Below are 24653 nucleotides of genomic sequence, written 5' to 3' on the forward strand. Positions count from 1 at the left end.
ACGTATTTATTGTTTGTTAAATACGTATTTATATAGCTTAAAAAGAAGTTTATTAAAAAAAATCACCTTTAAGACTCTAAAAATCACGTTTTATACTTAGGTTTTACTATGGTTTTAAGTAATTATTTGTCCAATTAACTTTTTGTTTTTCAGTCTGTTATAACCATTATATGTCTTATGGCAGTTTTTTATATGGTTAAAAAGTGGTATTAACATGGCATTTATCATTGAATAGAAATGTTTCTACGTATATATTTGCTAAAAATAAGTATAAATACTTAAATTAATATTTAAAACTATATAACATGAAATCATTATTAACAAAATCAGTGTGGATATTATCGATTTCTCTACTATTAGTCTCTTGTGGAGGAAAAGGTTCTAAAAAAACAACAGAAGCAGAAGACGTATCAGCAGAAGCTTCGAAAACCAAATTATTAGACATAGAAAAACCTCAGTTAACATTTGGTTTCATAAAATTGACAGATATGGCGCCATTAGCAATTGCTAAAGAAAAAGGCTTTTTTGAAGATGAAGGCTTATTTGTTTCTGTAGAAGCACAATCTAATTGGAAGAATGTTTTAGACAGGGTTATAGATGGGCAGTTAGATGGTTCCCATATGTTAGCGGGTCAGCCCATTGCGGCAGGAGCTGGTTTTGGTAGACAAGCAGATTTGGTTACAGCATTTTCAATGGATTTAAACGGCAATGGTATTACTGTATCAAACGATGTTTGGTCTAAAATGAAAGTTAATGTACCAACAGGTCCTGATGGCAAACCAGTGCACCCTATTAAAGCAGATGCCTTAAAACCTGTTATTACAGAGTACAAAAATAGTGGCAAAGCTTTTAAAATGGGTATGGTGTTTCCAGTGTCTACCCACAATTATGAAATTAGATATTGGTTAGCAGCAGCAGGAATTCATCCTGGTATGTATACGGCTGACAATGTACAAGGACAAATTGATGCAGAAGTACTACTATCTGTAACACCACCGCCACAAATGCCTGCGACATTAGAGGCAGGAACCATTTATGGATATTGCGTAGGAGAGCCCTGGAACCAACAAGCGGTATTTAAAGGAATTGGTGTACCGGTTGTTACCAATTATGATATTTGGAAAAACAATCCAGAAAAAGTATTTGTAATGACAAAAAAGTTTGTTGAAGAAAACCCAAATACTGCCATTGCAGTAACAAAAGCATTAATCCGTGCTGGTAAATGGTTGGATGAACCTGGTAATAGAGCCGAGGCTGTAAAGATATTGTCAATGCCACAGTATGTAGGAGCCGATGAGGTTGTTTTAGCTAACTCCATGACTGGAACCTTTGAGTTTGAAAAAGGTGACAAACGTGAGATGCCAGATTTTAATGTGTTTTATAAATACAATGCTACATATCCTTTTTACTCTGATGGTATTTGGTTCTTAACACAAATGCGTCGTTGGGGACAAATTCCTGAAACTAAACCAGCTGCATGGTACGAAGAAACCATTAAGGAAATCTATAGGCCAGATATTTGGAGAAAAGCGGCCGATCTTTTGGTAGAGGAAGGACAAATACCAGCCTCAGATATTCCTAATACAGATGGATACAAGCCAGCAACCACCGATTTTATAGACGGTACTGAATACGATGCTAAAGATCCAATAGGATATATAAACAGTTTTTCAATAGGCAATAAAGACAAATAATCATTTAAATATTTAGTCATCATGAAGCAAAGCATAACATTAACAAAAGTAACCAAGTTTGTAGGGTTGGGATTTATTTCAACATTGAAATCCTTATTCACTGGGAAGCTTGAAAAAGAAGATTTTAAAAACTTCTTAAGAAAAGTGGTCGTGCCACTTGCTTCCATAGTCTTATTTATAGGGTTATGGCACATGGGAGCTAGGTCTTTATATAATGTTGAAGCAGAATATAAAATAAACAAAGCGTTAACCGAGCAAGGGCAGGAAGCAGCCGATGCCATGAGAGCTTGCATAGCATCTGGAGATATAAGTTGCCAACCAAACACATTACCATCTCCTGCCCAGGTTTGGGATTCTTATAAAACCCTGCTTAGGGATCATAAAATTATTAGCGCAGATAAAAAAGCCTTTATAGAAAAAACAGCTGTATTAAATGCAAAGCGTTTGGCAGAGGGCAAAGATGCCATTACCTATACGGGTAGGCCATCATTTGTAGATCAAATATTTACAAGTTTAAAAACAGTGTTTGCAGGATTCCTGTTGGCCTTGTTTATAGCAGTTCCAATAGGGGTTATAATAGGACTGAGCAAGACCTTGAGGAGTTCAGTGAATTGGTTGATACAAATATTTAAGCCTGTTTCTCCTGTAGTTTGGTTGTTATTGGTTTTTATGATTGTAAAGACCATGACAAAAAATTCAGAATCAGATAGTGCCTTTATCATTTCATTTATAAGTGTTGGACTGTGTTCTATGTGGGCAACCTTGGTAAATACAGCAGTTGGGGTATCCTCAGTAGATAAAGATTATATCAATGTTGCTAAAGTATTGAAATTAGGACCAGTGCAAAAGATTTTTAAGGTGATTTTACCGTCATCACTGCCTTTAATATTCACAGGTTTAAGAATCACATTATCTGTAGCTTGGATGGTGCTTATAGCCATAGAGTTGTTGGCGCAAAGTCCAGGTTTAGGCTCCTTTGTTTGGGAGGAATTTCAAAATGGTGCTAATGATTCCAATTCAAAAATCATTGTAGCCATGTTTGTTATTGGTGGCATTGGTTTTCTTTTAGATAGGCTAATGCTTACCATTCAAAATATGGTATCATTCAATAAAAACGACGGAATTTAAAAACATAAAACCATGGCATATTTAGAGCTAAATAATGTTTATAAAACTTACGGACAAGGCGAACATGCTACTGAAGTACTGTCAAATATCAATTTATCGATAGATGAAGGCGAATTTGTAGCTATAGTAGGGTTTACTGGAAGTGGAAAAACAACCTTGGTAAATCTTATTAACGGACTCTTGCAACCAACAAAAGGTGAAGTACTTTTTAAAGGTGAGCCTGTTGCTGGAACAAGTCATGAACGCGGTGTTATTTTTCAAAACTATTCATTGCTACCATGGTTAACAGTTGGGCAGAATGTGTTTATGGCTGTTAAAGAAGCCTTTCCAAAAGAAAGTAAATCTGTATTACATAAAATTGTAAACGATTATGTTGAAATGGTAAATCTTACGCCAGCCATTAACAAACGTCCCAAGGAATTGTCGGGAGGAATGAGGCAACGTGTTGCAGTAGCAAGGGCATTGGCCATGAAACCAGAGATGATAATAATGGATGAACCATTAGGGGCTTTAGATGCTTTAACCCGGGGTAATTTACAAGATGAGATTTTAAATATATGGGGTAAAGATAAGCGTACAGCTTTATTGATTACAAATGATGTGGACGAGGGAATCTATATGGCAGACAGGATTATTCCTTTACGCCCAGGACCCAATGCAACCTTGGGGCCAGAGTTTAAAATTGATATAGATCGCCCAAGAGATAAGACAGATTTAAATGACAATATCAATTTTAAAGAGACGAGGAACGCTATTATTGAGTATTTGATGGATATAGGGGACGAACGCAAATCAGTTTCAAAGGAAGCATTTGTATTGCCAGAACTAAGCCCTAAAAGTTTTGTTGGACGCTTTTAAAAAAAGAACAAATGAATACAACGGTAAATTATAAAACAACAGATGTAGTAAGTGAAAATGGTATTTTATTTCCATCTAATGTTATGCTAGATCTAAAAAACCTTAAGAAAGTGTATCCAACACCCAAAGGGGATTATACGGTTTTAGAAGATTTGAACCTTCAAATCATGAAGGAAGAATTTGTTACCATTATTGGGCATTCGGGCTGTGGCAAAACCACCATGCTTTCAATGATTGCGGGACTTAATGAAATATCTGGTGGTAATATATCCATTTTAGGAAGACATATTAAAGGGCCGGGCCCAGATAGAGGCGTGATTTTTCAAGCGCCCAGCTTAATGCCCTGGATGACATCTCTTCAAAATGTTATGCTTGGGGTTAATCAAGTGTTTCCACACGCAACTAAAGCACAGCGAACAGATATTGCTAAATATTATCTTCAAAAAGTGGGCTTGGAAACCGCCTTTAATAAAAAAGCTTCAGAATTATCTCAAGGAATGCAACAACGTGTTGGTATTGCTCGAGCCTTTGCCATAAAACCCAAAGTATTATTGTTAGACGAGCCCTTTGGTATGTTAGACTCTTTAACCAGAGGGGAATTACAGGATATTCTAATTGAAATTTGGAATAAAGAGAAAATTACGGCAGTGATGATTACCCATGATGTGGATGAAGCTATTTTTTTAGCAGATAGAGTGGTGATGATGACCAGTGGTCCTAAAGCGAAAATAGGAGATATTTTGAATATTGATTTTGAAAGACCAAGAACCCGAAAAGCAGTATTAGAACATGACGATTATTATAAATACAGAAAGCATTTAATAGACTTTCTAGAACACTAAATACCTTAAAAACAAATCAATATAACTTAAAACAAGAACAATGAAGAAACAATACGTAGTACTAGGATTATTATTGGGGTGCTTACAATTTGCACAAGCTCAATTTACATTAGATGGCGAATTTAGACCACGTACAGAATATAGACATGGCTTTGGAAGCCTAATTGCTGATGATGCTGATGCTGGATTTGGAATATCTACAAGAGCTCGCTTAAACGCAGGGTTTGCAACAGAAAGCTATAAATTTTATTTGAGTTTGCAAGACGTGATGGTTTGGGGAGAGAACAGACAAATATTGCCTTATGACCAAAACAACTCTTTTGCTGTGTTTCAAGCTTGGGCAGAGCTTGCTTTGGGCAAAGGGTTTTCAACAAAACTTGGACGTCAAGTAATCTCTTATGACGACCAACGTATTTTTGGCGGACTGGATTGGGCGCAACAAGGGCGTAACCATGATGCTGCTTTGTTAAAATACAGTAAAGGTAAGTTTATGCTAGACTTTGGTTTGGCTTTTAATCAGGATTATTCCCATCCAACAGGGTTTGTAAGCACTGGAACCACATACAATACTACAGGTTTCTTTTCGTATAAAACCATGCAATATCTTTATTTAAAGCAAGCTTGGGAAAATTTCTCTGGAAGCCTATTGTTATTGAACACCGGGTTTCAAGAAACAGATGGAGTAAGCAACCTACAAACTTTTGGAACGCATTTAGGGTATAATGCAGGAAGTCTTGGTTTTGCGGCAAATGCTTTTGTGCAAACAGGAGAAAGACAAGGGGAGGTAGATGTTAAAGGCGCCTATCTTTTAAGCTTGGATATGTCGTACAAAGCTTCTGCCAAAGTTGGATTAGGTGCTGGTATAGAAATTATAAGTGGTAACGATGGCGATGCTGGTGAAACAGGTGCGTTTTTCCCTTTGTATGGTACAAACCATAAATTCAATGGTTTTATGGACTATTTCTATGTAGGTAATCATGCAAACAGTATTGGTTTGTTTGATGTACATGTAAGCGCTAACTTTAAACTAGGTGAAACGTCTAGTCTTTTAGTAAAGGCATTAAATTTTAGTGGTGAACAGGAATTGACCAGTGGAGAAAAATCACTGGGAACAGAAATCGATTTGGTGTATTCTAAAAAATTCAAAGGATACAGTTTGGTTTTAGGGTACTCACAAATGTTCGCTGCCGATGGCATGTATGAGCTTAAAGGTATTTCAGAAGATGCAGCAGCAAGTGGACAAAATTGGGCTTGGGCCATGTTGGTCATCAAACCTAAATTTATAAACTAAATAAAAAGTAAAAGATATCTTTTAAATTAAAGATGAGTTAGTTAAGTGTTTTTTATCCTTAAGAATCCCACTATATATAGTGGGATTTTTTTTATGACAGGGTTTTTGTAACGCTTTTTAAAATGTTAAAGTAGGTTAGAAATTTAAATAATAATACATTTTTCTTACATTTGTCGCTCAAAAATAATATATGCTTAAAAAGGTTTTTGGTAGTGCCGTTTTTGGCGTTGAAGCTACCACAATTACTGTAGAAGTTAATATCAATTCAGGAATAGGGTATCATTTGGTAGGATTACCAGATAATGCTATAAAAGAAAGTAACTTTCGTATTGCAGCAGCACTGCAAAATATTGGGTACAAAATACCAGGAAAAAAAATTACGATAAATATGGCGCCTGCCGATCTTAGAAAAGAGGGTAGTGCTTATGATTTAACTTTAGCCATAGGTATTTTAGCGGCTTCTCAACAAATTCAAGCGGATAATTTAGAGCATTATTTAATTATGGGTGAGTTGTCTCTAGATGGTAGCCTGCAGCCTATTAAAGGTGCTTTGCCCATTGCGGTTAAAGCTAAAGAAGAAGGTTTTAAAAGTTTCATTTTGCCAAATCAGAATGCAAAAGAAGCTGCCATTGTAGATGGTTTAGAGGTTTATGGTGTTGATAATATAGAACAGGTTATTCAATATTTTGATAAAGGAGTTCCATTGCAACAAACCATTGTTGATACACGAAATGAGTTTTATAAGAAACTGGAATTCCCTGAGTTTGACTTTAGTGATGTTAAGGGGCAGGAAGGTATAAAGCGCTGTATGGAAATTGCAGCAGCTGGAGGTCACAATATTATATTGATAGGCCCACCTGGTGCAGGAAAAACTATGCTGGCAAAGCGTTTGCCAAGTATTTTACCACCAATGACAATGCATGAAGCTTTAGAAACCACTAAAATCCATTCTGTGGTCGGTAAAATAAAGGACTCAGGGCTCATGGCCCAACGCCCGTTTAGGAGTCCGCACCACACCATAAGTAATGTTGCACTAGTTGGAGGGGGCAGTTTTCCACAGCCAGGAGAGATCTCGTTATCACATAATGGTGTTCTGTTTTTAGACGAATTACCTGAGTTTAAACGTGATGTTTTAGAAGTTTTAAGACAACCTTTAGAAGACAGGGAGGTAACTATTTCCAGAGCTAAGTTTACTGTTACGTATCCAAGTAGTTTTATGCTAGTGGCAAGCATGAATCCAAGCCCTGGTGGCTATTTTAATGACCCTGATGCACCAGTAGTATCCAGTCCTGCAGAAATGCAACGCTATTTAAGCAAAATCTCTGGACCATTACTAGATAGAATTGATATACACATTGAGGTAACACCGGTGCCTTTTGAAAAGCTTTCAGAAGAAAGAAAAAGCGAAACATCCATAGAAATTAGGGAGCGTGTAACCAAAGCCAGAAAAATCCAAACAGAGCGTTATGCCGAGAGCAGTACGGTGCATTACAATGCGCAAATGAACACCAAACAAATTCGAAAATATTGTATTTTAGACGATGCTTCAAAAGGATTGCTAAAAACAGCGATGGAACGTTTAAATTTGTCAGCTAGAGCATACGATCGCATTTTAAAAGTGGCACGTACCATTGCAGATCTTGAAGGTGTTGAAAATGTTAATGGCTCGCACATAAGTGAGGCGATTCAATATAGAAGCTTGGATAGAGAAGGCTGGCTGGGATAAACGATATAAAATAATGAACAAAATTAAAAGTGCCATAAAAAATATGGGGCCAGGATCTTTGGTGGCTGCCGCATTTATAGGTCCGGGAACTGTTACGGTTTGTACTTTGGCGGGAGTTAATTTTGGCTATTCATTGTTATGGGCTATGGTATTGTCTGTAATGGCAACAATTGTGTTACAGGGCATGTCTGCAAGATTGGGGCTTATATCTCAAAAAGGGCTTTCGGAGATTATACGAACAGAAATAAACACCCCTATTTTTAAAACAATGGCTATCATTTTAATTCTTATGGCCATTGTAGTTGGAAATACAGCTTATGAGGCCGGTAATATTACAGGTGGCGTTTTGGGCTTAGAGGCTATTATGGAAAATCCAACGGTTCATGTTTTAGGTTTGCATATAAAAGGCGTTAATGTGCTAATTGGGTTATTTGCTTTTTTGTTGCTGTATGTTGGGAATTATAGAATTATTGAAAAGGTTTTAATGTCCTTTGTAATTTTGATGAGTTTGGCGTTTTTGATTACAGCTATTATAACAAAACCCAATCTTATTGCTGTTTTTAAAAGCATTTTTGTCCCTAAGATTCCAGATAGTAGTCTTTTAACAATTATTGCTTTAATAGGTACTACTGTGGTGCCATATAATTTATTTTTACATGCTTCACTGGTTAAAGAAAAGTGGCAGCATGCATCCGATTTGCCTTTCGTAAAAAAGGATACAGTTATTGCCCTTGTTTTTGGCGGCATCATATCGATGAGTATCATTGTTTGTGCGGCATCAGTAGATGTAGAACAAGTGTCTAACGCTTCGGATTTATCAAAAGGACTTGAGCCATTATTTGGAGGCTTTCTAGCTAAATATTTTTTAGCAATTGGTTTGTTTGCAGCAGGTATTACAAGTGCAATTACAGCACCCTTGGCAGCAGCTTATGTAGCATGTGGTTGTTTGGGATGGCCAGCCGAAATGAAAAGTAAAAGATTTAAAAGTGTGTGGATTTTCATACTATTATTTGGGGTTGTTTTTTCATCATTGGGTATTAAACCAATTGATATTATAAAATTTGCCCAAATAGCTAATGGTATTTTATTGCCTTTAATTGCTGGTTTTTTAATTTGGGTTGTAAATAGGCCATCTGTTTTAGGGGTTTACAAAAATAATATGTTTCAAAATATAATAGCATTCCTTATACTGGGTATTAGTATATTGTTGTCCTTTGTAACAATTAATAATGTGTTTAATCTAAACTTGATTTAGTGGTTAGTTTTGCAGTTGATATTAATGCCGATGTAGGTGAAGGTGTTGGTAATGAATCCCAATTGATTCCTTACCTGTCTTCATGTAGCATTGCCTGTGGAGGGCATGCTGGCGATGTTGAAACCATGACATACGTTGTTCAGCTTGCAAAAAAACATCGTGTTAAAATTGGCGCGCATCCATCGTTTCCAGATAAAGAGCATTTTGGGCGTTTAAATATGGATATATCTTATGCCGATCTATTTTCGTCTTTAAAATATCAAGTAGAAAGCCTATTGGCTATTACTCGTAGCGAGCAGGTTAATTTGCATCATATAAAACCTCATGGGGCACTTTACAATTTAGCTGCTGTTGATGAAAAGGTAGCTTTGGTGATTATTGAAGTGCTGAAAAGCGTTGCACAACCAATAAAATTATATGTTCCTTTTAAGTCTGTTATTGCAGAAATGGCTAATAAAAGTAACATTCCAATAGTTTATGAAGCTTTTGCTGACAGAAATTACAATGATGACCTATCATTAGTTTCAAGAACAAAAAAAGAGGCTTTAATTACTGATGCCGAAGCTATGTTTAAGCATGTATATAGTATGATTGTGAAGCAAAAAGTGGTAACCATAACAGGTAAAAGTTTACCTATTAAAGCAGAAACATTTTGCATACATGGCGATGGCGAAAATGCAGTTAGCTTGTTAAAAAGCTTACGGCTAAATTTAGAAAAAGAAGCTATAAAAGTGCACTGAATTAATGGCATATATTTTAACATATAAACCTTATGGAGAACGGTCTGTTTTAGTGGAGTGGCCTTCAAGAATAGATGAAAAAATTCTGAAAGATATTTTAATTTTTAAAAATAAAATTGAAAACAGTAATATTGAATCTATCATTGAAGTGAAATCATCATACTGCTCATTATTAGTTATTTATGAATTATTAAATATTGATTTTAGTAATGAGGTGGATAAGCTTAAAGCTCATTATATGGAGAATAGTAGTACTATGAAATTTGAGTCCAGGTCATGGATTATTCCTGTGTGCTATGATGCTGTATTTGCAATAGATTTAGAAACTATTTCTAAAGAAAATAGTATGTCTAAATCCGAAATAATTGAACGCCACAGCAATGCTGTTTATACCGTTTATTTTATAGGTTTTTTACCTGGGTTTTTATATTTAGGAGGTTTGGATGAATCGTTATCATTTCCAAGAAAGCAAACACCACGATTACAAATAATGAAAGGATCAGTTGCCATAGGGGGGAGTCAAACAGGCGTGTATCCTCAAGAGAGCCCTGGTGGCTGGAATATTATTGGTAACACGCCACTTGAGTTTTTTAATCCGCAACTAAACCCACCTTGCTTTGCAAAAGCGGGCGACAAAATTGTTTTTAAGCCCGTAACTTTAAAAAAGTATAACGATATTAAGGTATTGGTCGAATCAGGGGTTTATCAAATAGAGAGTGAGGTGGTAAATGATTAAGGTAATTGCACCAGGGTTTTATTCGTCCATTCAAGATTTTGGGCGTTTAGGTTACCAAGCATATGGTGTGCCTTATTCGGGGGTCATGGATCGGTTTTCAGCATCATTGGCAAATACTTTATTGGGGAACAATGCGGATTTAGCTGTTTTAGAAATTACCATGATGGGACCCAAACTTCAATTTTCTACTAATACATTTATATGTATTTCCGGTGCTGATATATCGCCACAATTAAATGGGGTGCCTACTAAGAATAATAAAGTTGAACAAGTAAAAGCGGGAGATGTGCTTTCTTTTGGAAAATTAAAGTATGGATTTCGTTGTTACTTGGCTGTTTTGGGAGGTTTCCGTTCAGAAAAAGTAATGAATAGCCAAAGTATGTACAAGGGTATTACAAAGAACCCTGTATTGTTAAAAAATGATGTGTTGCAAATTCCTGAAAATAATACGCCATTAAAAACAAAACATGCTTCGGTTAAAATAAATACAGACCAGTTTCGTACTACTGAAATAGCGGTATTTAAAGGTCCTGAATTTGAGCTTTTGTCAGCAGCTCAGCAAAAACTTTTAATAAAGCAACAGTTTACCATCTCTAAAGACCATAGTAGAATGGCTTGTCAATTAGAAGAAACCTTGACCAATAGTTTGGATTCCATAATAACTTCACTGGTCTTGCCAGGAACAGTGCAGCTTACCCCTTCAGGAAAACTTATTGTCTTAATGCGGGATTGTCAAACTACGGGAGGGTATCCTAGAGTATTACAGCTAAAGGAATCAGCCTTAGATACATTGGCACAAAAATTTAAAGGAGATAAAGTGGCCTTTAAATTAATTTCAAACTAATTCTATAGCAATTTCTATCATATCCTTAAAAGTAGTTTCGCGTTCTTGACTTGTAGTACGTTCACCCGTTACTAAGGAATCAGAAATAGTTAATATGCTTAGAGCATTTACATGATGCTTGGCAGCAACCGTATATAAGCCAGCGGTTTCCATCTCAACACACAGCACACCAAATTTAGACCATTTTTTGTAGGCTTCTATATCATCAGCATAAAATTCATCCGAGGTAAAAATATTACCAGCCTTTATGGGGATGTTTTTGGCCTTAGCTGCTTCTACAGCTTTTTGAAATAATTCAAAATTTGCAGTGGGAGCATAGTCGGCACCGCCAAAGCGAATTTCATTAACTCCTGAATTTGAAGACGCCGCCATAGCCAAAACAATGTCACGGATTTTAACATGTGCTTGGTAAGAACCAGCACTACCAACACGAATTAGGTTTTTTACGCCATATTCTGTTATAAGTTCATGGGCATAAATGGATATAGATGGAACCCCCATGCCTGTTCCCATAACAGAAATGCGTTTACCGTTATAGAATCCTGTATAGCCGTACATGCCTCTTATTTTATTAAAACAAACAGGAGTTTCAAAAAATGTTTCAGCAATCCATTTAGCGCGCAATGGGTCACCTGGCAGTAAAATGGTTTCTGCTATATCGCCTTTTTTCGCTTCAATATGAACACTCATAACTTAATAGTTTTTTTCTAAAGAAGATTTCCCCGTTACTATGGCAATGCCAGATGATGTGCCTAAGCGATCAACTCCCAAATTTATATATTCAATGGCTGTTTTAAAATCCTTTATGCCCCCAGAAGCTTTTATTTTAGCACTATTCTTAGCTACTTGTTTCATGAGCTTAACGTGATGTACGGTAGCGCCACCTGGCCCAAAGCCAGTAGAGGTTTTTATATAATCAGCCTCACATTGTATGGCCAATTCACTTGCCTTAATAATTTCTAGGTCATCTAAGTAACAGGTTTCTATAATAACTTTCAGGATATGATGGTGAATGCTTTTTTTTACGGCTTCAATATCTTTCCATACAGCATCAAAATCTTTACTTTTCAACAGCCCTATATTAATAACCATATCTATTTCGTCAGCACCATCTAAAACAGCCTGCTTGGCTTCAACAACTTTGGCTTGCGTGCTCATGGCGCCAAGAGGAAATCCAACCACACTGCATATTTTAACAGCACTGTCTTTTAAATGTAATTTAGCTACTGGCACATAGGAGCTATTAACACACACAGCATAAAACTTATATTTTTTAGCCTCTTCACAAAGTTGTATAATTTCATCTTTCGTGGCGTTTGCCTTTAGAAGGGTATGGTCTATATAACTACTTAAATGCTTCATAGTGTTTAAGCAGTTTAGGGAAAAGGCATAAAAAGATCAACGTTTCTTATGGAATGCGTTTAAAAATAAAATCTGCTTATATATCAAAGGTAAAAACATTTACTCAATTACGTAAATATTTTTACCTTTTAAGAGAGGTTTAAAAAAACAAATAAGCTAACTAAGTGTACGGGGCGCTTTTGGTGTGTTATGCAGTGCTGAAATACAAATTCTATGAACCCCAGCTTCTAAGTATTTCATTCCGGTTTCAAAATCTACAATACCTCCAGAGGCTTCAATCTTCGCCCTATCTTTTATGGTCTTCTTTATTATTTTTGTAGCAGTTAATGTTGCCCCTTTTTTTGAAAAACCACTGGATGTTTTAATATAGTCTGCTTTAGCGTCAAGGCAAATTTCACAAGCTTTTATAATTTCATTTTTATTAAGTTCGGAAATCTCTAGAATGACCTTTAAAGGCGTATTGCCTATGGCCAGTTTTACATCTATGATATCTTTTAAAACCAGGACATAATTTTTGCTTTTCAGGAAGCCTAGGTTTATTACCATTTCTATTTCATCGGCCCCATCTTCAATGGCTTTCTTGGCTTCAAAAACTTTGGCATCTGTAGACATAGCTCCTAGTGGAAATCCAACAACAGTACTTACCTTAGTGTCTTTTTTGTCTAGCAGTTGTTTAGCCAATGCCACATAGGAACTGTTAACGCAAACAGCGTAAAAATTGTTTTGAATAGCTTCATAGCAAAGGTCAATGATTTCTCTTTCAGTAGAGGTAGGCTTTAACAGCGTGTAATCTATATGTCTAGATATGTCCATAGTTATAAATAGGTTTTAAAAACTTAATTACAAATTAAATTAAATAGTCTATTGTAGTATTTGGGACTAACAATAAATGCTAATTTAGTTATTTTTATTGATTTTTTTTGTTAAAAAATAATTTTTAAAACAAGTTTTAAATGCTTTAAGTAGTAACTGATTTATTTTCATGATATTGTACCTTAACTGTGTTAAAATTTGTTAATGCAAGTAAATAAAAAGAAAAAGCAATGTGGCTCCATGATAAACAGAGGGAGCACATTGCTTTTTCACTAACCAACCAACTAAAAAAACTATTTGTTTATGTTATTATTGCTTTAATTCAGATCTTTTTCGGAAACCAAATCGCTTTGGTTTCTAAATACTAAATGGTCATCAAAAGCGTCGAGTAAAATAATACTGTCTGTAGAAACTTTGCCTGCTAGTATTTCTTTACTCAATGCATTTAGCACCTCTTTTTGTATCACTCGTTTTACGGGTCTTGCTCCATATTCAGGGTTATAACCTTTTTTTGCAAGATATGCTACAGCTTCAGGGGTGGCATCGAATGTAATGCCTTGCTGACCAATCATTTTTGTAATATTCTTTAGTTGCAAGCCAACAATATCAATAATATTCTCTTTACTTAATGGCGTAAACATAATGGTATCATCTATACGGTTTAAAAACTCAGGCCTTACACTTTGTTTTAAAAGAGCCAGTACATCTACTTTTGCCGTTTTAATTGCAGAGTCTATATTTTTAGTAGCTTCAAAATGTTGTTGTATAATATCGCTACCCATATTTGATGTCATGATAATGATTGTATTTTTAAAATCGGCTACTCTACCTTTGTTGTCTGTTAAATGACCTTCATCTAATACTTGTAGTAAAATATTGAAAGTATCTGGGTGTGCTTTTTCAATTTCATCTAGCAAAACTACAGAGTAAGGTTTACGTCTTACGGCTTCGGTAAGTTGTCCGCCTTCATCATAACCAACATAGCCTGGAGGTGCTCCCACTAATCTACTCACAGAGTGCCGCTCTTGGTACTCACTCATGTCTATTCTTGTCATGGCATTTTCATCATCAAATAAATATTCTGCTAATGCCTTGGCTAACTCTGTTTTTCCAACACCAGTAGTTCCTAAAAACAGGAAGGTGCCAATTGGTTTTTGTGGGTTTTGTAAACCTGCACGACTTCTTCTAACGGCATCACTAACAGCTTCAATAGCTTCTTCTTGACCTATAACACGTTTATGTAGTTCATCTTCCAATTTCAATAGCTTTTCACGTTCACTTTGAAGCATTTTTGTAACGGGTATACCAGTCCATTTTGCAACAACTTCAGCAATATCATCATAAGTGACTTCCTCTTTTATCAATGAGTTTTCAGATTGTTCTTGTAGTTGTTTTTGAAATGTTTCCAGTTGCTCTTGTGCTTCTTTTATTTTTCCGTAACGTAATTCAGCCACTTTACCATAATCGCCATCACGTTCGGCACGCTCAGCTTCTAACTTGTAGTTCTCAATAGCCTGTTTGGTGTTTTGAATGTTGTCAACCACTTCTTTTTCGCTTTTCCACTTAGCATTTATTTCATTGCGTTGCTCTTTTAAATTGGCTAAGTCCGAGCGTAGCGATTTTAATTTATTTTCATCCTTCTCGCGTTTAATGGCTTCAATTTCAATCTCCAATTGCATAATCTTTCTATCCAAAACATCCAGTTCTTCAGGTTTGGAGTTAATTTCCATACGAAGTTTAGATGCTGCTTCATCCATTAAGTCAATGGCTTTGTCTGGTAAAAAGCGGTTGGTGATGTAACGTTGTGAAAGTTCTACCGCACCAATAATGGCATCATCTTTAATACGCACTTTATGATGGGTTTCATATTTTTCTTTAATGCCCCTAAGTATGGATATGGCACTTTCGGTATCCGGCTCATCTACCATTACTTTTTGGAAACGACGCTCTAAAGCTTTGTCCTTTTCAAAGTATTTTTGGTATTCATCTAAAGTAGTCGCTCCAATGGCACGTAGTTCTCCACGGGCTAGGGCGGGTTTTAATATATTGGCTGCATCCATAGCGCCTTGTCCGCCTCCGGCACCAACTAAGGTGTGAATTTCGTCAATAAACATTACAATATCACCGTCACTGGCTGTAACTTCCTTTATAACGGCTTTAAGGCGTTCCTCAAATTCTCCCTTGTATTTGGCTCCTGCAATGAGCGCTCCCATATCCAAAGCAAAAATTTGTTTGTTTTTTAAGTTTTCAGGAATATCACCATCTACAATCCTATGGGCTAAACCTTCAGCAATGGCCGTTTTTCCAGTACCTGGTTCGCCAACTAAAATAGGGTTGTTTTTGGTTCTACGTGAAAGAATTTGCAGTATTCTGCGTATTTCTTCATCACGCCCAATAACGGGGTCCAATTTACCATCTTTAACAAGTTGATTTAAATTTTTGGCATATTTGTTAAGCGAATTGTAAGTGTCCTCTTGGCTTTGCGATGTTACCTTTTCTCCTTTGCGTAGCTCTTCAATACTAGAAGTAAGTCCTTTTTCGGTAACCCCTTGGTCTTTAAGCATCTGTGCTATTTTGCTGTTAGATTTAAATACAGCAAGTATTAAATGCTCTATAGACACAAAGTCGTCCTTCATCTTTTTTGCAATAATAGAAGCTTCATTTAAGGTTTTTCCAGCCTCCCTAGAAAGCATAAGTTCACTACCGGTTACCTTTGAAAAACTTTCCAGTTGTTTTTCCAAGGCTTGTTGTAACATAATAATGTTTACATTGAGTTTTTTTAATATAAATGGTAATACATTTTCATCAACCTCTGAAATACCTTTAAAGATATGCTCATTTTCTATTTGTTGATGGCCATAGCCTTGCGCAATTTGCTGCGCTTGTTGTATGGCTTCCTGCGATTTTATTGTATAATTATTTAAGTTCATGATGTATTATTTTGTTATTCCTGTTGTTACAGGTTTTTAATTTTATTTTCTTTACACGTTAGTTAGGTCAATAATCTTACCATGGCATTTAACAAGACAAAATGTCGTTTAAATCCTGTGATAGCGTGACTTTTAGTCATGTGTAAGTTTTAATCCCTATTGCGACTTAGTGCTCTATAAAATATACAAAATGAAATTATTTGATAGGTTATTTAAAAATAACAGCAACGAGAAAGAAGAAAATGCATTGCCTTGGTTGGCATTAACAGAATTGTCCCAATTACAGGAGCTAGAAATTAAATCTACAACAAAGCCCCAGATTGTTTTTAAGCATTCTACGCGTTGTGGTATAAGTAGAATGGTTTTGAACCAGCTTGTTAAAACCTTGGAAGCTTTTGAGCATAAAGTAGATATGTATTATTTAGATTTGTTAAGTTACCAAAACATTTCAAGCGCAATATCTAATAGGTTCCAGGTTGTACATGAGTCTCCTCAATTATTAGTTATTATGAGTGGGAAAGTGGTCGTACATAAAAGTCATGGCGCTATTAACGATTTGGATTTAAACCAATTTTATAATAAATAAGCCATGCCTGAAAGCCAAGAATATCTATTTGTTTACGGAACATTAATGAAAGATTCTAACAATGATATGTCTCGGTTTTTGGCTGAACATTCTGAGTGGGTTGGGGACGGATATTTTTTGGGTAAACTTTTTGAAGTATCTCATTTTCCTGGGGCTATTTTAAGCAATAATCCAAAAGAGCTTGTTTATGGTAGTATTTATAAAATTTTTGATGTCCAGTTGGTTTTTGGGGTGCTGGATGCTTATGAAGGTATTGAAGCAGCAAATCCAGATCCAGACTTGTTTAAGCGACTAAAAACAAAAGCGTATTTAAAATCAGGAATAGCAATACATACATGGGTGTATCTATATAACTTGCCAACAACACATTTGGAATTAATTCCAAGTGGTAAATATCTTCAGCTATAGTCAATATACATTATTGGTTTATTGCTACTCAAAATTTTGTTTCTTTGCAGCATTTTAAAGATACCATAATACAATGCCCAACTTTGGTACGGCCTTATTTCACCCATTACCCTTAAATTTGGAGGTTGAACTTCCAAAGAGCTTTACTTTTCCCTTTTATTACAAGCCACATCCATTATGTGTGCTAGCTGCATCACATTTACAGGCCTACCTAGTACAACAGCATGATTTTGTTCATAATTTTGGATTGAATCCAGAAATGGAAGGCCTACAAATTGGGAAAATGTTTGGCGTTATGGTGGTTAAGGACACCAAGGGTGCCCTGGGGTATTTAGCTGCTTTTTCAGGAAAATTGGCAGATAGCAATACCATAAAGGGGTTTGTTCCACCGGTGTATGATACTTTAAACAAGGCAGGATTCTACAAAAAAGGAGAGGCCATATTAAATAATATAAATGCAGAGATTGAACTTTTGGAATCTGCAAGTGCATTAAAGCAATTAAAGGATGCGTTGAAAGCTTTTACTATTGATTATCAAGATGAATTAAAAACCCTTAAGCTCAAAATAAAAATAGAAAAGCAAAAGCGTGATCAAAAACGGCTTATTGCCAAATCGACTTTAGAAGCTGTTGCTTACAAAACATTACTGGAAACCTTAAAACAACAAAGCATTCAGTATCAATTACAATTAAAGTATTTAAAGCATCATTGGGAGTGTAAGATAGAAGCTGTAAAAACAAAAATAAGTCAATTAGAGCAGCCCATTTTGGAATTAAGGTTAAAACGAGCTAAACTGTCGGCTTCATTGCAAAAGCGTATACATGAACAGTACCGCTTTTTAAATGCTAAAGGAGATATTAAAGACTTGCTTAACATTTTCAACACGACTCCTTCACCCATACCGCCAGCAGGGGCAGGAGAGTGTGCAGCTCCAAAATTGTTTCAATATGCTTATAAAAATGCCTTGCAACCAATTGCCATGGCCGAATTTTGGTGGGGTGCTTCTCCAAAATCCGAGATACGTGTGCACAAGCAATATTATCCTGCTTGCCGAAGTAAATGTGAACCTATTCTAGGGCACATGATGAAAGGCTTGTTGGTAGATGAAAATCCCTTGGATAAGCCTATCACATATCATAAAGATTTGGATATTGTGTTTGAGGACGACTACTTGTTGGCCGTTAATAAACCCCATGAGTTTTTGTCTGTTCCAGGAAAAAAGCAAAGCGAGTCGGTACTTACCAGAATGCAAGACTACCTTCCTAATGCCACAGGGCCATTATTGGTACACCGCTTGGATATGTCTACTTCAGGACTGTTGTTAGTAGCAAAAAATAAAAAGGTCCACAAGCAATTACAAAAACAATTTATTGAGCGTACCGTAAAAAAGCGCTATGTTGCTTTATTGGACGGGGTGCTAGAAAAGGCTTCTGGACAAATAGACTTGCCCTTACGTGTGGATTTAGATAATAGACCACAACAGTTAGTCTGTTATAAACACGGTAAACCAGCAGTAACCCATTATGAAGTTGTTGCCATCAAAAATGGTAAAACCCGTGTATACCTATATCCTCTTACAGGCAGAACACATCAACTGCGTGTGCATGCTGCTCATGTGAGAGGCTTACAAACACCTATTGTAGGGGATGATTTATACGGTGTTTTAGGCGATAGACTACATTTGCATGCAGAGCGCATTCATTTTATTCACCCTATTACCAAAAAAGATATTACAATCATATCTCAAGTTCCTTTTTAAACATTATCGAAATAAAGTGTTAATTAACGTATAAATAATTTTTAATAGAACATAATTAAGTAACTTTAACTATACATTTATTTAATTAAAAACAAATCATTATGAATAAAATTACATTCGCTCTCGCGTGCTTTATTTTAGCAGCTGTGAATGCGCAAACAACAACATTCAACTGGGATTCAGGCAATGTTACTACTGGAAGCTCTCAAGTAATAGAAGTTATCAGTGGTCTTACTTGTACATTTACAGGAACTGCATCTTCAACAATAACTTCGGCTCATGGTGGCGCAGGTGGGGCTACAGGCAATATTGTTGTTTCATCTTCAGGAACTCTATCAACAAGTGTGACGTTCAGTTTTAGTGAGGCCGTTAACATAACTTCAGTAATTGCAATAGCGGGGAATGTTTCAGATGATACAGATTTTACATTTAGTACTAGCGACGGAGGCAATTCTAATGTTGATGTAACATTGTTAGGCACTGAAAGTTATGCGACAACAGTTAATCTTAATTGGACTAACGTAACGACCTTTACTGTATCGACACCTGCACCAGGATGTGCTTTTGGTTTTGATGACTTAGTGGTAGATAAAGTGCTGTCTGCTGAAAACGCTGCCTTTGCTAAGACACTTAAATTGAAAAACCCTGTTCATGACATGCTCTATCTAAATCAAGTGAAAAACTTGAAATCAACTAAAGTGTACGATATGATGGGAAAAGAAGTTTTGAAAACGGAAGGCGACGAAATCGATTTTAGTGTTTTTGCGAAAGGCATGTACCTAGTACAAGTGTCTACCGATAAGCATATAGCGACTAAGAAAATTATCAAAATGTAACTATATTAAACAAAAAGAGCCTCCTAAATTTTAGGAGGCTCTTTTTGTTATCTAATGCATGCTATACGAATTGATAATCTGTTTAAGCTGTGCCTTTAAATCTTCACCAGTATCATAAATCATTTGTTCCTCGGTTGGAAATGGTACTTGTTTATTATTTAAATAAGATATTAAATTGGTTTCAAGAGCTCTACGGTCACCACGGGCATTAGCATAAATATGTTGAAAAACAAACTCACTTGCTACAGGAAATGCATCTTCAAGCTGTTTGGTGTTTAGGTTAACGTATTCAACATTACCAGTAACTTGTACAGATTTAAACTGTGTAAATTCATAGTATTCACAACGTACCGTTTTTAGGTTGTCTACCTGTATAGCATTTCCTAAACTGTCTTTAACTTGATTGCCATTTTCGTCCAGTAAGTTCTTTTTGCCATCAACAATTTGTTTCTCTTTAATAATTTGGCGTTCCTTTATTTGCTCTGGCGAGGTATTGATCTGTCTTAAATTAACGCGCATATTATAGTCGTAAGTCACATTGCTAACAGCATTGTTGTGGTATACGGTCCATAAATTATTAAGGCCATAAGTGCTAAAGTTCAATAAATCATCCTCAAGGCGCTGTGGAATCACTTTTTGGGTATCGTTTACCATGTCCACTAAAACAAAATCAGTTCCTTTAATATGCGCTTGTTCCATAAGTTGGCGCACATCTTTAAAGTTTGGGTTAATGTTCTCTATTTCACTAAAGTTGTTGTAAGCGTACCTAAAGTCCATTTTGTTGTTGGAATTTAAAAGCTTTACGGCATTATCATACATTTGTGAAGAAGCACTGTTTTTATATGTAATTATTTGGCTGGAATAATCTTTGGTACCAAATCGCACCTCCTTACCATTAACATAAAGGGGCAATAACGGTTTAATTATTTCTTGGCGTTGATTTAAGCCAACGTACATATCATAAACACGAATGTAGTTTTCGGGATTGTTTTCCTTTTTAAGGAAGTCTATGGTATTTAAATCGCGCTCATTGGCTTTTTTGTAGGCATCATGGAGCATGATAATAAAATCAGATTTCCCTTTCCTGTCCTTGTTGGTCCGTAGCTTGCTTACAGCATCAGCTATGGCTTGGTCATAATTACCAGTGCTTACAGCTTTTTCTATTTGTTTGCTAGTACTACAAGCTACAATAAACACTAATAATATTGCTGAAAGTAATAGTTTCTTCATATGCTTAAAATTTGGGTTATTGAAATGGTTATTCCAATTGTAGTGCCAAAAATATAAAAATCCTTTAAAATAGCGGTAAAATACTGTTTTACAGATAATTATTTTTTGCTGTATATAGGTAATAGTTTTGTTGAAACTTCACCAAAACCAATACGTGTACCATCCTTTTCACAATACCCACGCATAATAACCGTATCATTATCATTTATAAATTTACGTTGACTACCGTCTTTCATTTTAAGGGGTTTTTCACCTTTCCAGGTCAACTCAAGCATGGAGCCATAAGAGTCTGGTGTAGGTCCAGAAATGGTGCCACTTCCCATCATGTCCCCTGAATTTACAGGACAACCATTAACGGTATGGTGTGCCAATTGCTGTGCCATGTTCCAGTACATGTATTTAAAGTTAGACTTGCTAACAACAGTTTCTTTTGCACCTTCAGGCTGTATGGCAACCTCTAAATTTATATCGTAACTCCTCTTGCCCTTGTATTGCAAATAGGGAAGTTGGGGCTTTAAAGGTTTTGGGCCTTCAACTTTATAAGGTTCTAGGGCGTCAAGCGTTACAATCCATGGTGAGATGGACGATGCAAAGTTTTTAGCCAAAAACGGTCCTAATGGCACGTATTCCCATTTTTGTATGTCGCGGGCGCTCCAATCGTTTAAAAGTACCAATCCAAAAATATATTCATCGGCTTCATTAACAGGAATGGGTTCTCCTAAATCGTTGGCAACAGTTGTAATGAAAGCCATTTCCAATTCAAAATCCACCAATTTACTTGGTCCAAAAACAGGATCTGTGGCTCCGTTGGGCAAAGTTTGGCCTTGTGGTCTATGTACAGGAATACCTGATGGAATAATAGATGAGCTTCTACCGTGGTACCCCACAGGAATGTGCAACCAGTTTGGTAACAAGGCATTATCAGGATCCCTAAACATGGTACCAACGTTGGTAGCGTGTTCTATACTAGAGTAAAAATCGGTATAATCGCCAATTTGTACAGGTAGTTGCATTTCAATTTCGTCTAAACGAAACAATACAATTTCTTTATGGCTTTTATTATCCTTTAATGTATTGTTGTTACTATCAAATATATGGGCTATTCTATTTCTAACGGCACGCCATGTTTTTCGCCCGTCTGCAATAAAATCATTTAGCGTGTCTTGTAGAAAAATATCATCGGTTAAAGGAATGTCGTTAAAATACCCTAATTGATGCAGGGCTCCTAGATCTATAGCGGTATCGCCTATACGTGTGCCAATGGTAATAACATCATCTCGTGTTAAAAAAACACCGAAAGGGATGTTCTGTATTGGGAAATCAGAATTTTTGTCGACATGTAACCATGACTTTCTATCTGGATTGTTAGCTGATAATGGCATAACTTTTTGTGTTTACTGTATTATTAAATTATATTCAAACCTACACATTTTTTTCATTTTAAATGAATAAAAAGCTTAAAAAATGGGTTTCTTTCATAGGTTAATAAAATGGTTAAAAACTTGGTGGTAAATATATGTTTTTTGATGAATTTAAATAATCTATTTGTTATTTTTGCCGAATATTTAACTAGAATTTAATTTTATATGCAACGCGACGAACAAATTTTTGAACTTATACAAGCTGAAAAAGAGCGCCAACTTCATGGTATTGAACTAATTGCTTCAGAGAATTTTGTAAGCGAACAGGTTATGGAAGCTGCCGGATCGGTACTAACAAATAAATATGCTGAAGGCTATCCGGGAAAACGTTATTATGGCGGTTGTGAAGTGGTAGATGAAGTTGAACAAATTGCTATTGATAGAGCAAAAGCATTGTTTGGTGCTGCATATGTAAATGTACAGCCACACTCTGGAAGTCAGGCCAATACAGCAGTATATCATGCCTGCTTAAAGCCTGGAGACAAGATCCTAGGGTTTGATTTGTCGCATGGAGGCCATTTAACACATGGGTCGCCGGTTAACTTTTCCGGTAAACTTTACAATCCGGTATTTTATGGTGTAGACGAGGCTACAGGCGTGTTGAACTATGATAAAATTCAAGAAATAGCTACTAAAGAGCAACCCAAATTAATTATTGCAGGTGCTTCGGCTTATTCTCGTGATATTGATTTTAAGCGCTTTAGAGAAATAGCCGATAGTGTAGGGGCTATTCTCATGGCCGATATATCACATCCTGCGGGGTTAATTGCAAAAGGCATTTTAAACGATCCGCTTCCATATTGCCATGTTGTTACAACAACTACCCACAAAACTTTAAGAGGGCCGCGTGGCGGATTGATTATGATGGGACAGGATTTTGACAACCCATTTGGCATTAAATTAAAAGACGGTAGCTTAAGAAAAATGTCATCATTATTGGATTCTGCAGTATTTCCTGGTAACCAAGGTGGACCTCTAGAGCATATCATTGCTGCAAAAGCGATTGCTTTTGGAGAAGCGCTTACAGATGACTTTTTACACTATCAGCTACAGGTAAAACAGAATGCTGCTGCTATGGCTAAAGCTTTGGTTGCTAAAGATTACCATATTATTTCTGGGGGTACCGATAACCATTGTATGCTTATAGATTTACGCAATAAGGATATATCGGGTAAAGACGCCGAGCAAGCTTTGGTAAAAGCCGATATTACTGTAAACAAAAATATGGTACCGTTTGATACGCGCTCGCCATTTGTAACATCAGGCATTAGAATTGGTACCGCAGCTGTTACTACCAGAGGTATGAAAGAAGCAGATATGGTGGAAATTGTTGAATTGATTGATGAAGTTATATCCAATTACCAAGATGAAGCAGTGATTGCTGCTGTTAAAACTAAAGTAAATTCTATGATGGTGGGGAGGCCCTTGTTTCAATAATGAACATAAGTCTAGCCTAACCCCTAAAATTTAAATACTTACTTATGTTACATTATGCGCTATATGACAACAGTTTTATAGAAGACACAGATGAACAGTTTGCACAACCTATAGATGTGGTGACACATTCGTTTGAAGATTTGATTGATGAAATCGTCATTCCAGGGTCTATTTTAAAACCAACTGAAGTACGGGCGGTATTGTATGCTTATTGGAATAAGATAAAGGACTTTACCCAAAGAGGTGAGGCCTATAGTGATGATTTTTTAAGAACACGCTTTAAAATAGGAGGCACATTTAATGATAAGGAAGATAGTTTTGACCCGCTTCGGCACACACTGTGTATAGATGCTGTTTTAAAGAAACCCATTTTAGAGGTTCTTGATAAAGTTGAACTTAAAAAGGTTGAGGCGCAAAGCAAAACTCCAGAAATTAGTGAGATATATAATTGGGGTACCGATAGCTATAATGTTGCCTTAACCCCAGGAAATGTTTTAGAAATAAGTGGTAAACAATTAAAAATGCAAAATACCCTAGAAGATGAAGAAGGGGTGTTTTTCATTAATCAGGTAGATGGTACCGAGTACCGTCAAAATGAATTTCGTACCAATCAGCCCAAAACACTGGTGTTGCGTATCCCAAGCCTTGTGCCAGGGACTTACCGCTTGGAAGTGCGCAATACAAGTTATCGAGGCAAAAGCTTACGCATTGGTCATTTCGCATCTGCGCTTACTGTAAGTTAGTCGTTTTTTACATT

Annotated in this window: 22 protein-coding genes; 16 read left to right on the forward strand and 6 right to left on the reverse strand. The window is 36.2% G+C overall.

Annotated features, from left to right (window positions below):
* The first annotated feature begins 305 nt into the window (after positions 1-305).
* The 10 genes from AC5SR4_RS14115 to AC5SR4_RS14160 all read left to right on the forward strand — a co-directional run bounded on the left by AC5SR4_RS14115 (position 306) and on the right by AC5SR4_RS14160 (position 11114).
* Positions 306-1694: a CmpA/NrtA family ABC transporter substrate-binding protein gene (locus tag AC5SR4_RS14115; protein WP_495356918.1), complete on the forward strand. Its 1389-nt coding sequence runs from the start codon at positions 306-308 to the stop codon at positions 1692-1694.
* Positions 1695-1715: 21 nt separating this feature from the next.
* On the forward strand, positions 1716-2822 hold the full coding sequence (locus tag AC5SR4_RS14120; protein ID WP_495356919.1) for an ABC transporter permease: 1107 nt from the start codon (positions 1716-1718) through the stop codon (positions 2820-2822).
* A 12-nt stretch (positions 2823-2834) separates the two neighbouring features.
* The gene (locus tag AC5SR4_RS14125; protein WP_495356920.1) at positions 2835-3680 is read left to right on the forward strand and encodes an ABC transporter ATP-binding protein; all 846 of its coding nucleotides are present in this window, start codon (positions 2835-2837) and stop codon (positions 3678-3680) included.
* 11 nt (positions 3681-3691) lie between these two features.
* On the forward strand, positions 3692-4522 hold the full coding sequence (locus tag AC5SR4_RS14130; protein WP_495356921.1) for an ABC transporter ATP-binding protein: 831 nt from the start codon (positions 3692-3694) through the stop codon (positions 4520-4522).
* A gap of 40 nt (positions 4523-4562) precedes the next feature.
* Positions 4563-5813, forward strand: a complete 1251-nt coding sequence (locus AC5SR4_RS14135) for an alginate export family protein (protein ID WP_495356922.1) — start codon at positions 4563-4565, stop codon at positions 5811-5813.
* Positions 5814-6003: 190 nt separating this feature from the next.
* Entirely contained in the window at positions 6004-7539 is a 1536-nt protein-coding gene (locus tag AC5SR4_RS14140) for a YifB family Mg chelatase-like AAA ATPase (protein ID WP_495356923.1), read from the forward strand.
* A gap of 13 nt (positions 7540-7552) precedes the next feature.
* A complete protein-coding gene (locus AC5SR4_RS14145) occupies positions 7553-8794 on the forward strand; it encodes an Nramp family divalent metal transporter (RefSeq protein WP_495356924.1) in 1242 nt (413 codons plus the stop codon).
* Positions 8794-9534 (forward strand): 5-oxoprolinase subunit PxpA, encoded by a 741-nt coding sequence (gene pxpA, locus AC5SR4_RS14150; protein WP_495356925.1) that lies wholly within the window; start codon positions 8794-8796, stop codon positions 9532-9534. The genes AC5SR4_RS14145 and pxpA overlap by 1 nt, the downstream gene beginning before the upstream one ends.
* 4 nt (positions 9535-9538) lie before the next feature.
* Positions 9539-10270, forward strand: a complete 732-nt coding sequence (pxpB, locus tag AC5SR4_RS14155) for a 5-oxoprolinase subunit PxpB (RefSeq protein ID WP_495356926.1) — start codon at positions 9539-9541, stop codon at positions 10268-10270.
* A complete protein-coding gene (locus AC5SR4_RS14160; RefSeq protein ID WP_495356927.1) occupies positions 10263-11114 on the forward strand; it encodes a 5-oxoprolinase subunit C family protein in 852 nt (283 codons plus the stop codon). The genes pxpB and AC5SR4_RS14160 overlap by 8 nt, the downstream gene beginning before the upstream one ends.
* On the opposite strand, the gene deoD is transcribed toward AC5SR4_RS14160, so the two are convergent.
* The 4 genes from deoD to clpB all read right to left on the reverse strand — a co-directional run bounded on the left by deoD (position 11106) and on the right by clpB (position 16219).
* Complete coding sequence (deoD, locus tag AC5SR4_RS14165) at positions 11106-11804, reverse strand: purine-nucleoside phosphorylase (RefSeq protein WP_495356928.1); 699 nt, start codon at positions 11802-11804, stop codon at positions 11106-11108. The two genes, AC5SR4_RS14160 and deoD, sit on opposite strands and share 9 nt — an antisense overlap.
* Before the next feature lie 3 nt (positions 11805-11807).
* A complete protein-coding gene (gene deoC / locus AC5SR4_RS14170) occupies positions 11808-12476 on the reverse strand; it encodes a deoxyribose-phosphate aldolase (RefSeq protein WP_495356929.1) in 669 nt (222 codons plus the stop codon).
* Between the two features lie 156 nt (positions 12477-12632).
* Positions 12633-13289, reverse strand: a complete 657-nt coding sequence (deoC, locus tag AC5SR4_RS14175; protein ID WP_495356930.1) for a deoxyribose-phosphate aldolase — start codon at positions 13287-13289, stop codon at positions 12633-12635.
* Positions 13290-13606: 317 nt separating this feature from the next.
* Positions 13607-16219, reverse strand: coding sequence for an ATP-dependent chaperone ClpB (gene clpB, locus AC5SR4_RS14180; RefSeq protein ID WP_495356931.1), 2613 nt, complete (start codon positions 16217-16219; stop codon positions 13607-13609).
* A 190-nt stretch (positions 16220-16409) separates the two neighbouring features.
* On the opposite strand from clpB, the gene ytxJ reads away from it, so the two are divergent.
* The 4 genes from ytxJ to AC5SR4_RS14200 all read left to right on the forward strand — a co-directional run bounded on the left by ytxJ (position 16410) and on the right by AC5SR4_RS14200 (position 19808).
* A complete protein-coding gene (gene ytxJ / locus AC5SR4_RS14185) occupies positions 16410-16805 on the forward strand; it encodes a bacillithiol system redox-active protein YtxJ (protein ID WP_495356932.1) in 396 nt (131 codons plus the stop codon).
* A gap of 3 nt (positions 16806-16808) precedes the next feature.
* Complete coding sequence (locus AC5SR4_RS14190) at positions 16809-17213, forward strand: gamma-glutamylcyclotransferase family protein (protein WP_495356933.1); 405 nt, start codon at positions 16809-16811, stop codon at positions 17211-17213.
* 73 nt (positions 17214-17286) lie between these two features.
* Positions 17287-18972 carry an RluA family pseudouridine synthase gene (locus tag AC5SR4_RS14195; protein WP_495356934.1) on the forward strand — a complete coding sequence of 562 codons (1686 nt, stop codon included), beginning with the start codon at positions 17287-17289 and terminating at the stop codon, positions 18970-18972.
* Between the two features lie 101 nt (positions 18973-19073).
* Positions 19074-19808 (forward strand): T9SS type A sorting domain-containing protein, encoded by a 735-nt coding sequence (locus AC5SR4_RS14200; protein ID WP_495356935.1) that lies wholly within the window; start codon positions 19074-19076, stop codon positions 19806-19808.
* Positions 19809-19859: 51 nt separating this feature from the next.
* Here the strand turns inward: AC5SR4_RS14200 and AC5SR4_RS14205 are convergent, their stop codons facing one another.
* Together AC5SR4_RS14205 and fahA are read right to left on the reverse strand one after the other, a co-directional pair.
* Positions 19860-21038 carry a hypothetical protein gene (locus AC5SR4_RS14205; protein WP_495356936.1) on the reverse strand — a complete coding sequence of 393 codons (1179 nt, stop codon included), beginning with the start codon at positions 21036-21038 and terminating at the stop codon, positions 19860-19862.
* A gap of 98 nt (positions 21039-21136) precedes the next feature.
* On the reverse strand, positions 21137-22420 hold the full coding sequence (fahA, locus tag AC5SR4_RS14210; RefSeq protein ID WP_495356937.1) for a fumarylacetoacetase: 1284 nt from the start codon (positions 22418-22420) through the stop codon (positions 21137-21139).
* 204 nt (positions 22421-22624) lie between these two features.
* On the opposite strand from fahA, the gene glyA reads away from it, so the two are divergent.
* On the forward strand, positions 22625-23896 hold the full coding sequence (gene glyA / locus AC5SR4_RS14215) for a serine hydroxymethyltransferase (RefSeq protein ID WP_495356938.1): 1272 nt from the start codon (positions 22625-22627) through the stop codon (positions 23894-23896).
* Between the two features lie 44 nt (positions 23897-23940).
* The gene (locus tag AC5SR4_RS14220) at positions 23941-24639 is read left to right on the forward strand and encodes a DNA-binding domain-containing protein (protein WP_495356939.1); all 699 of its coding nucleotides are present in this window, start codon (positions 23941-23943) and stop codon (positions 24637-24639) included.
* Positions 24640-24653 lie beyond the last annotated feature (14 nt).

Source organism: Aestuariibaculum scopimerae (assembly GCF_059428085.1).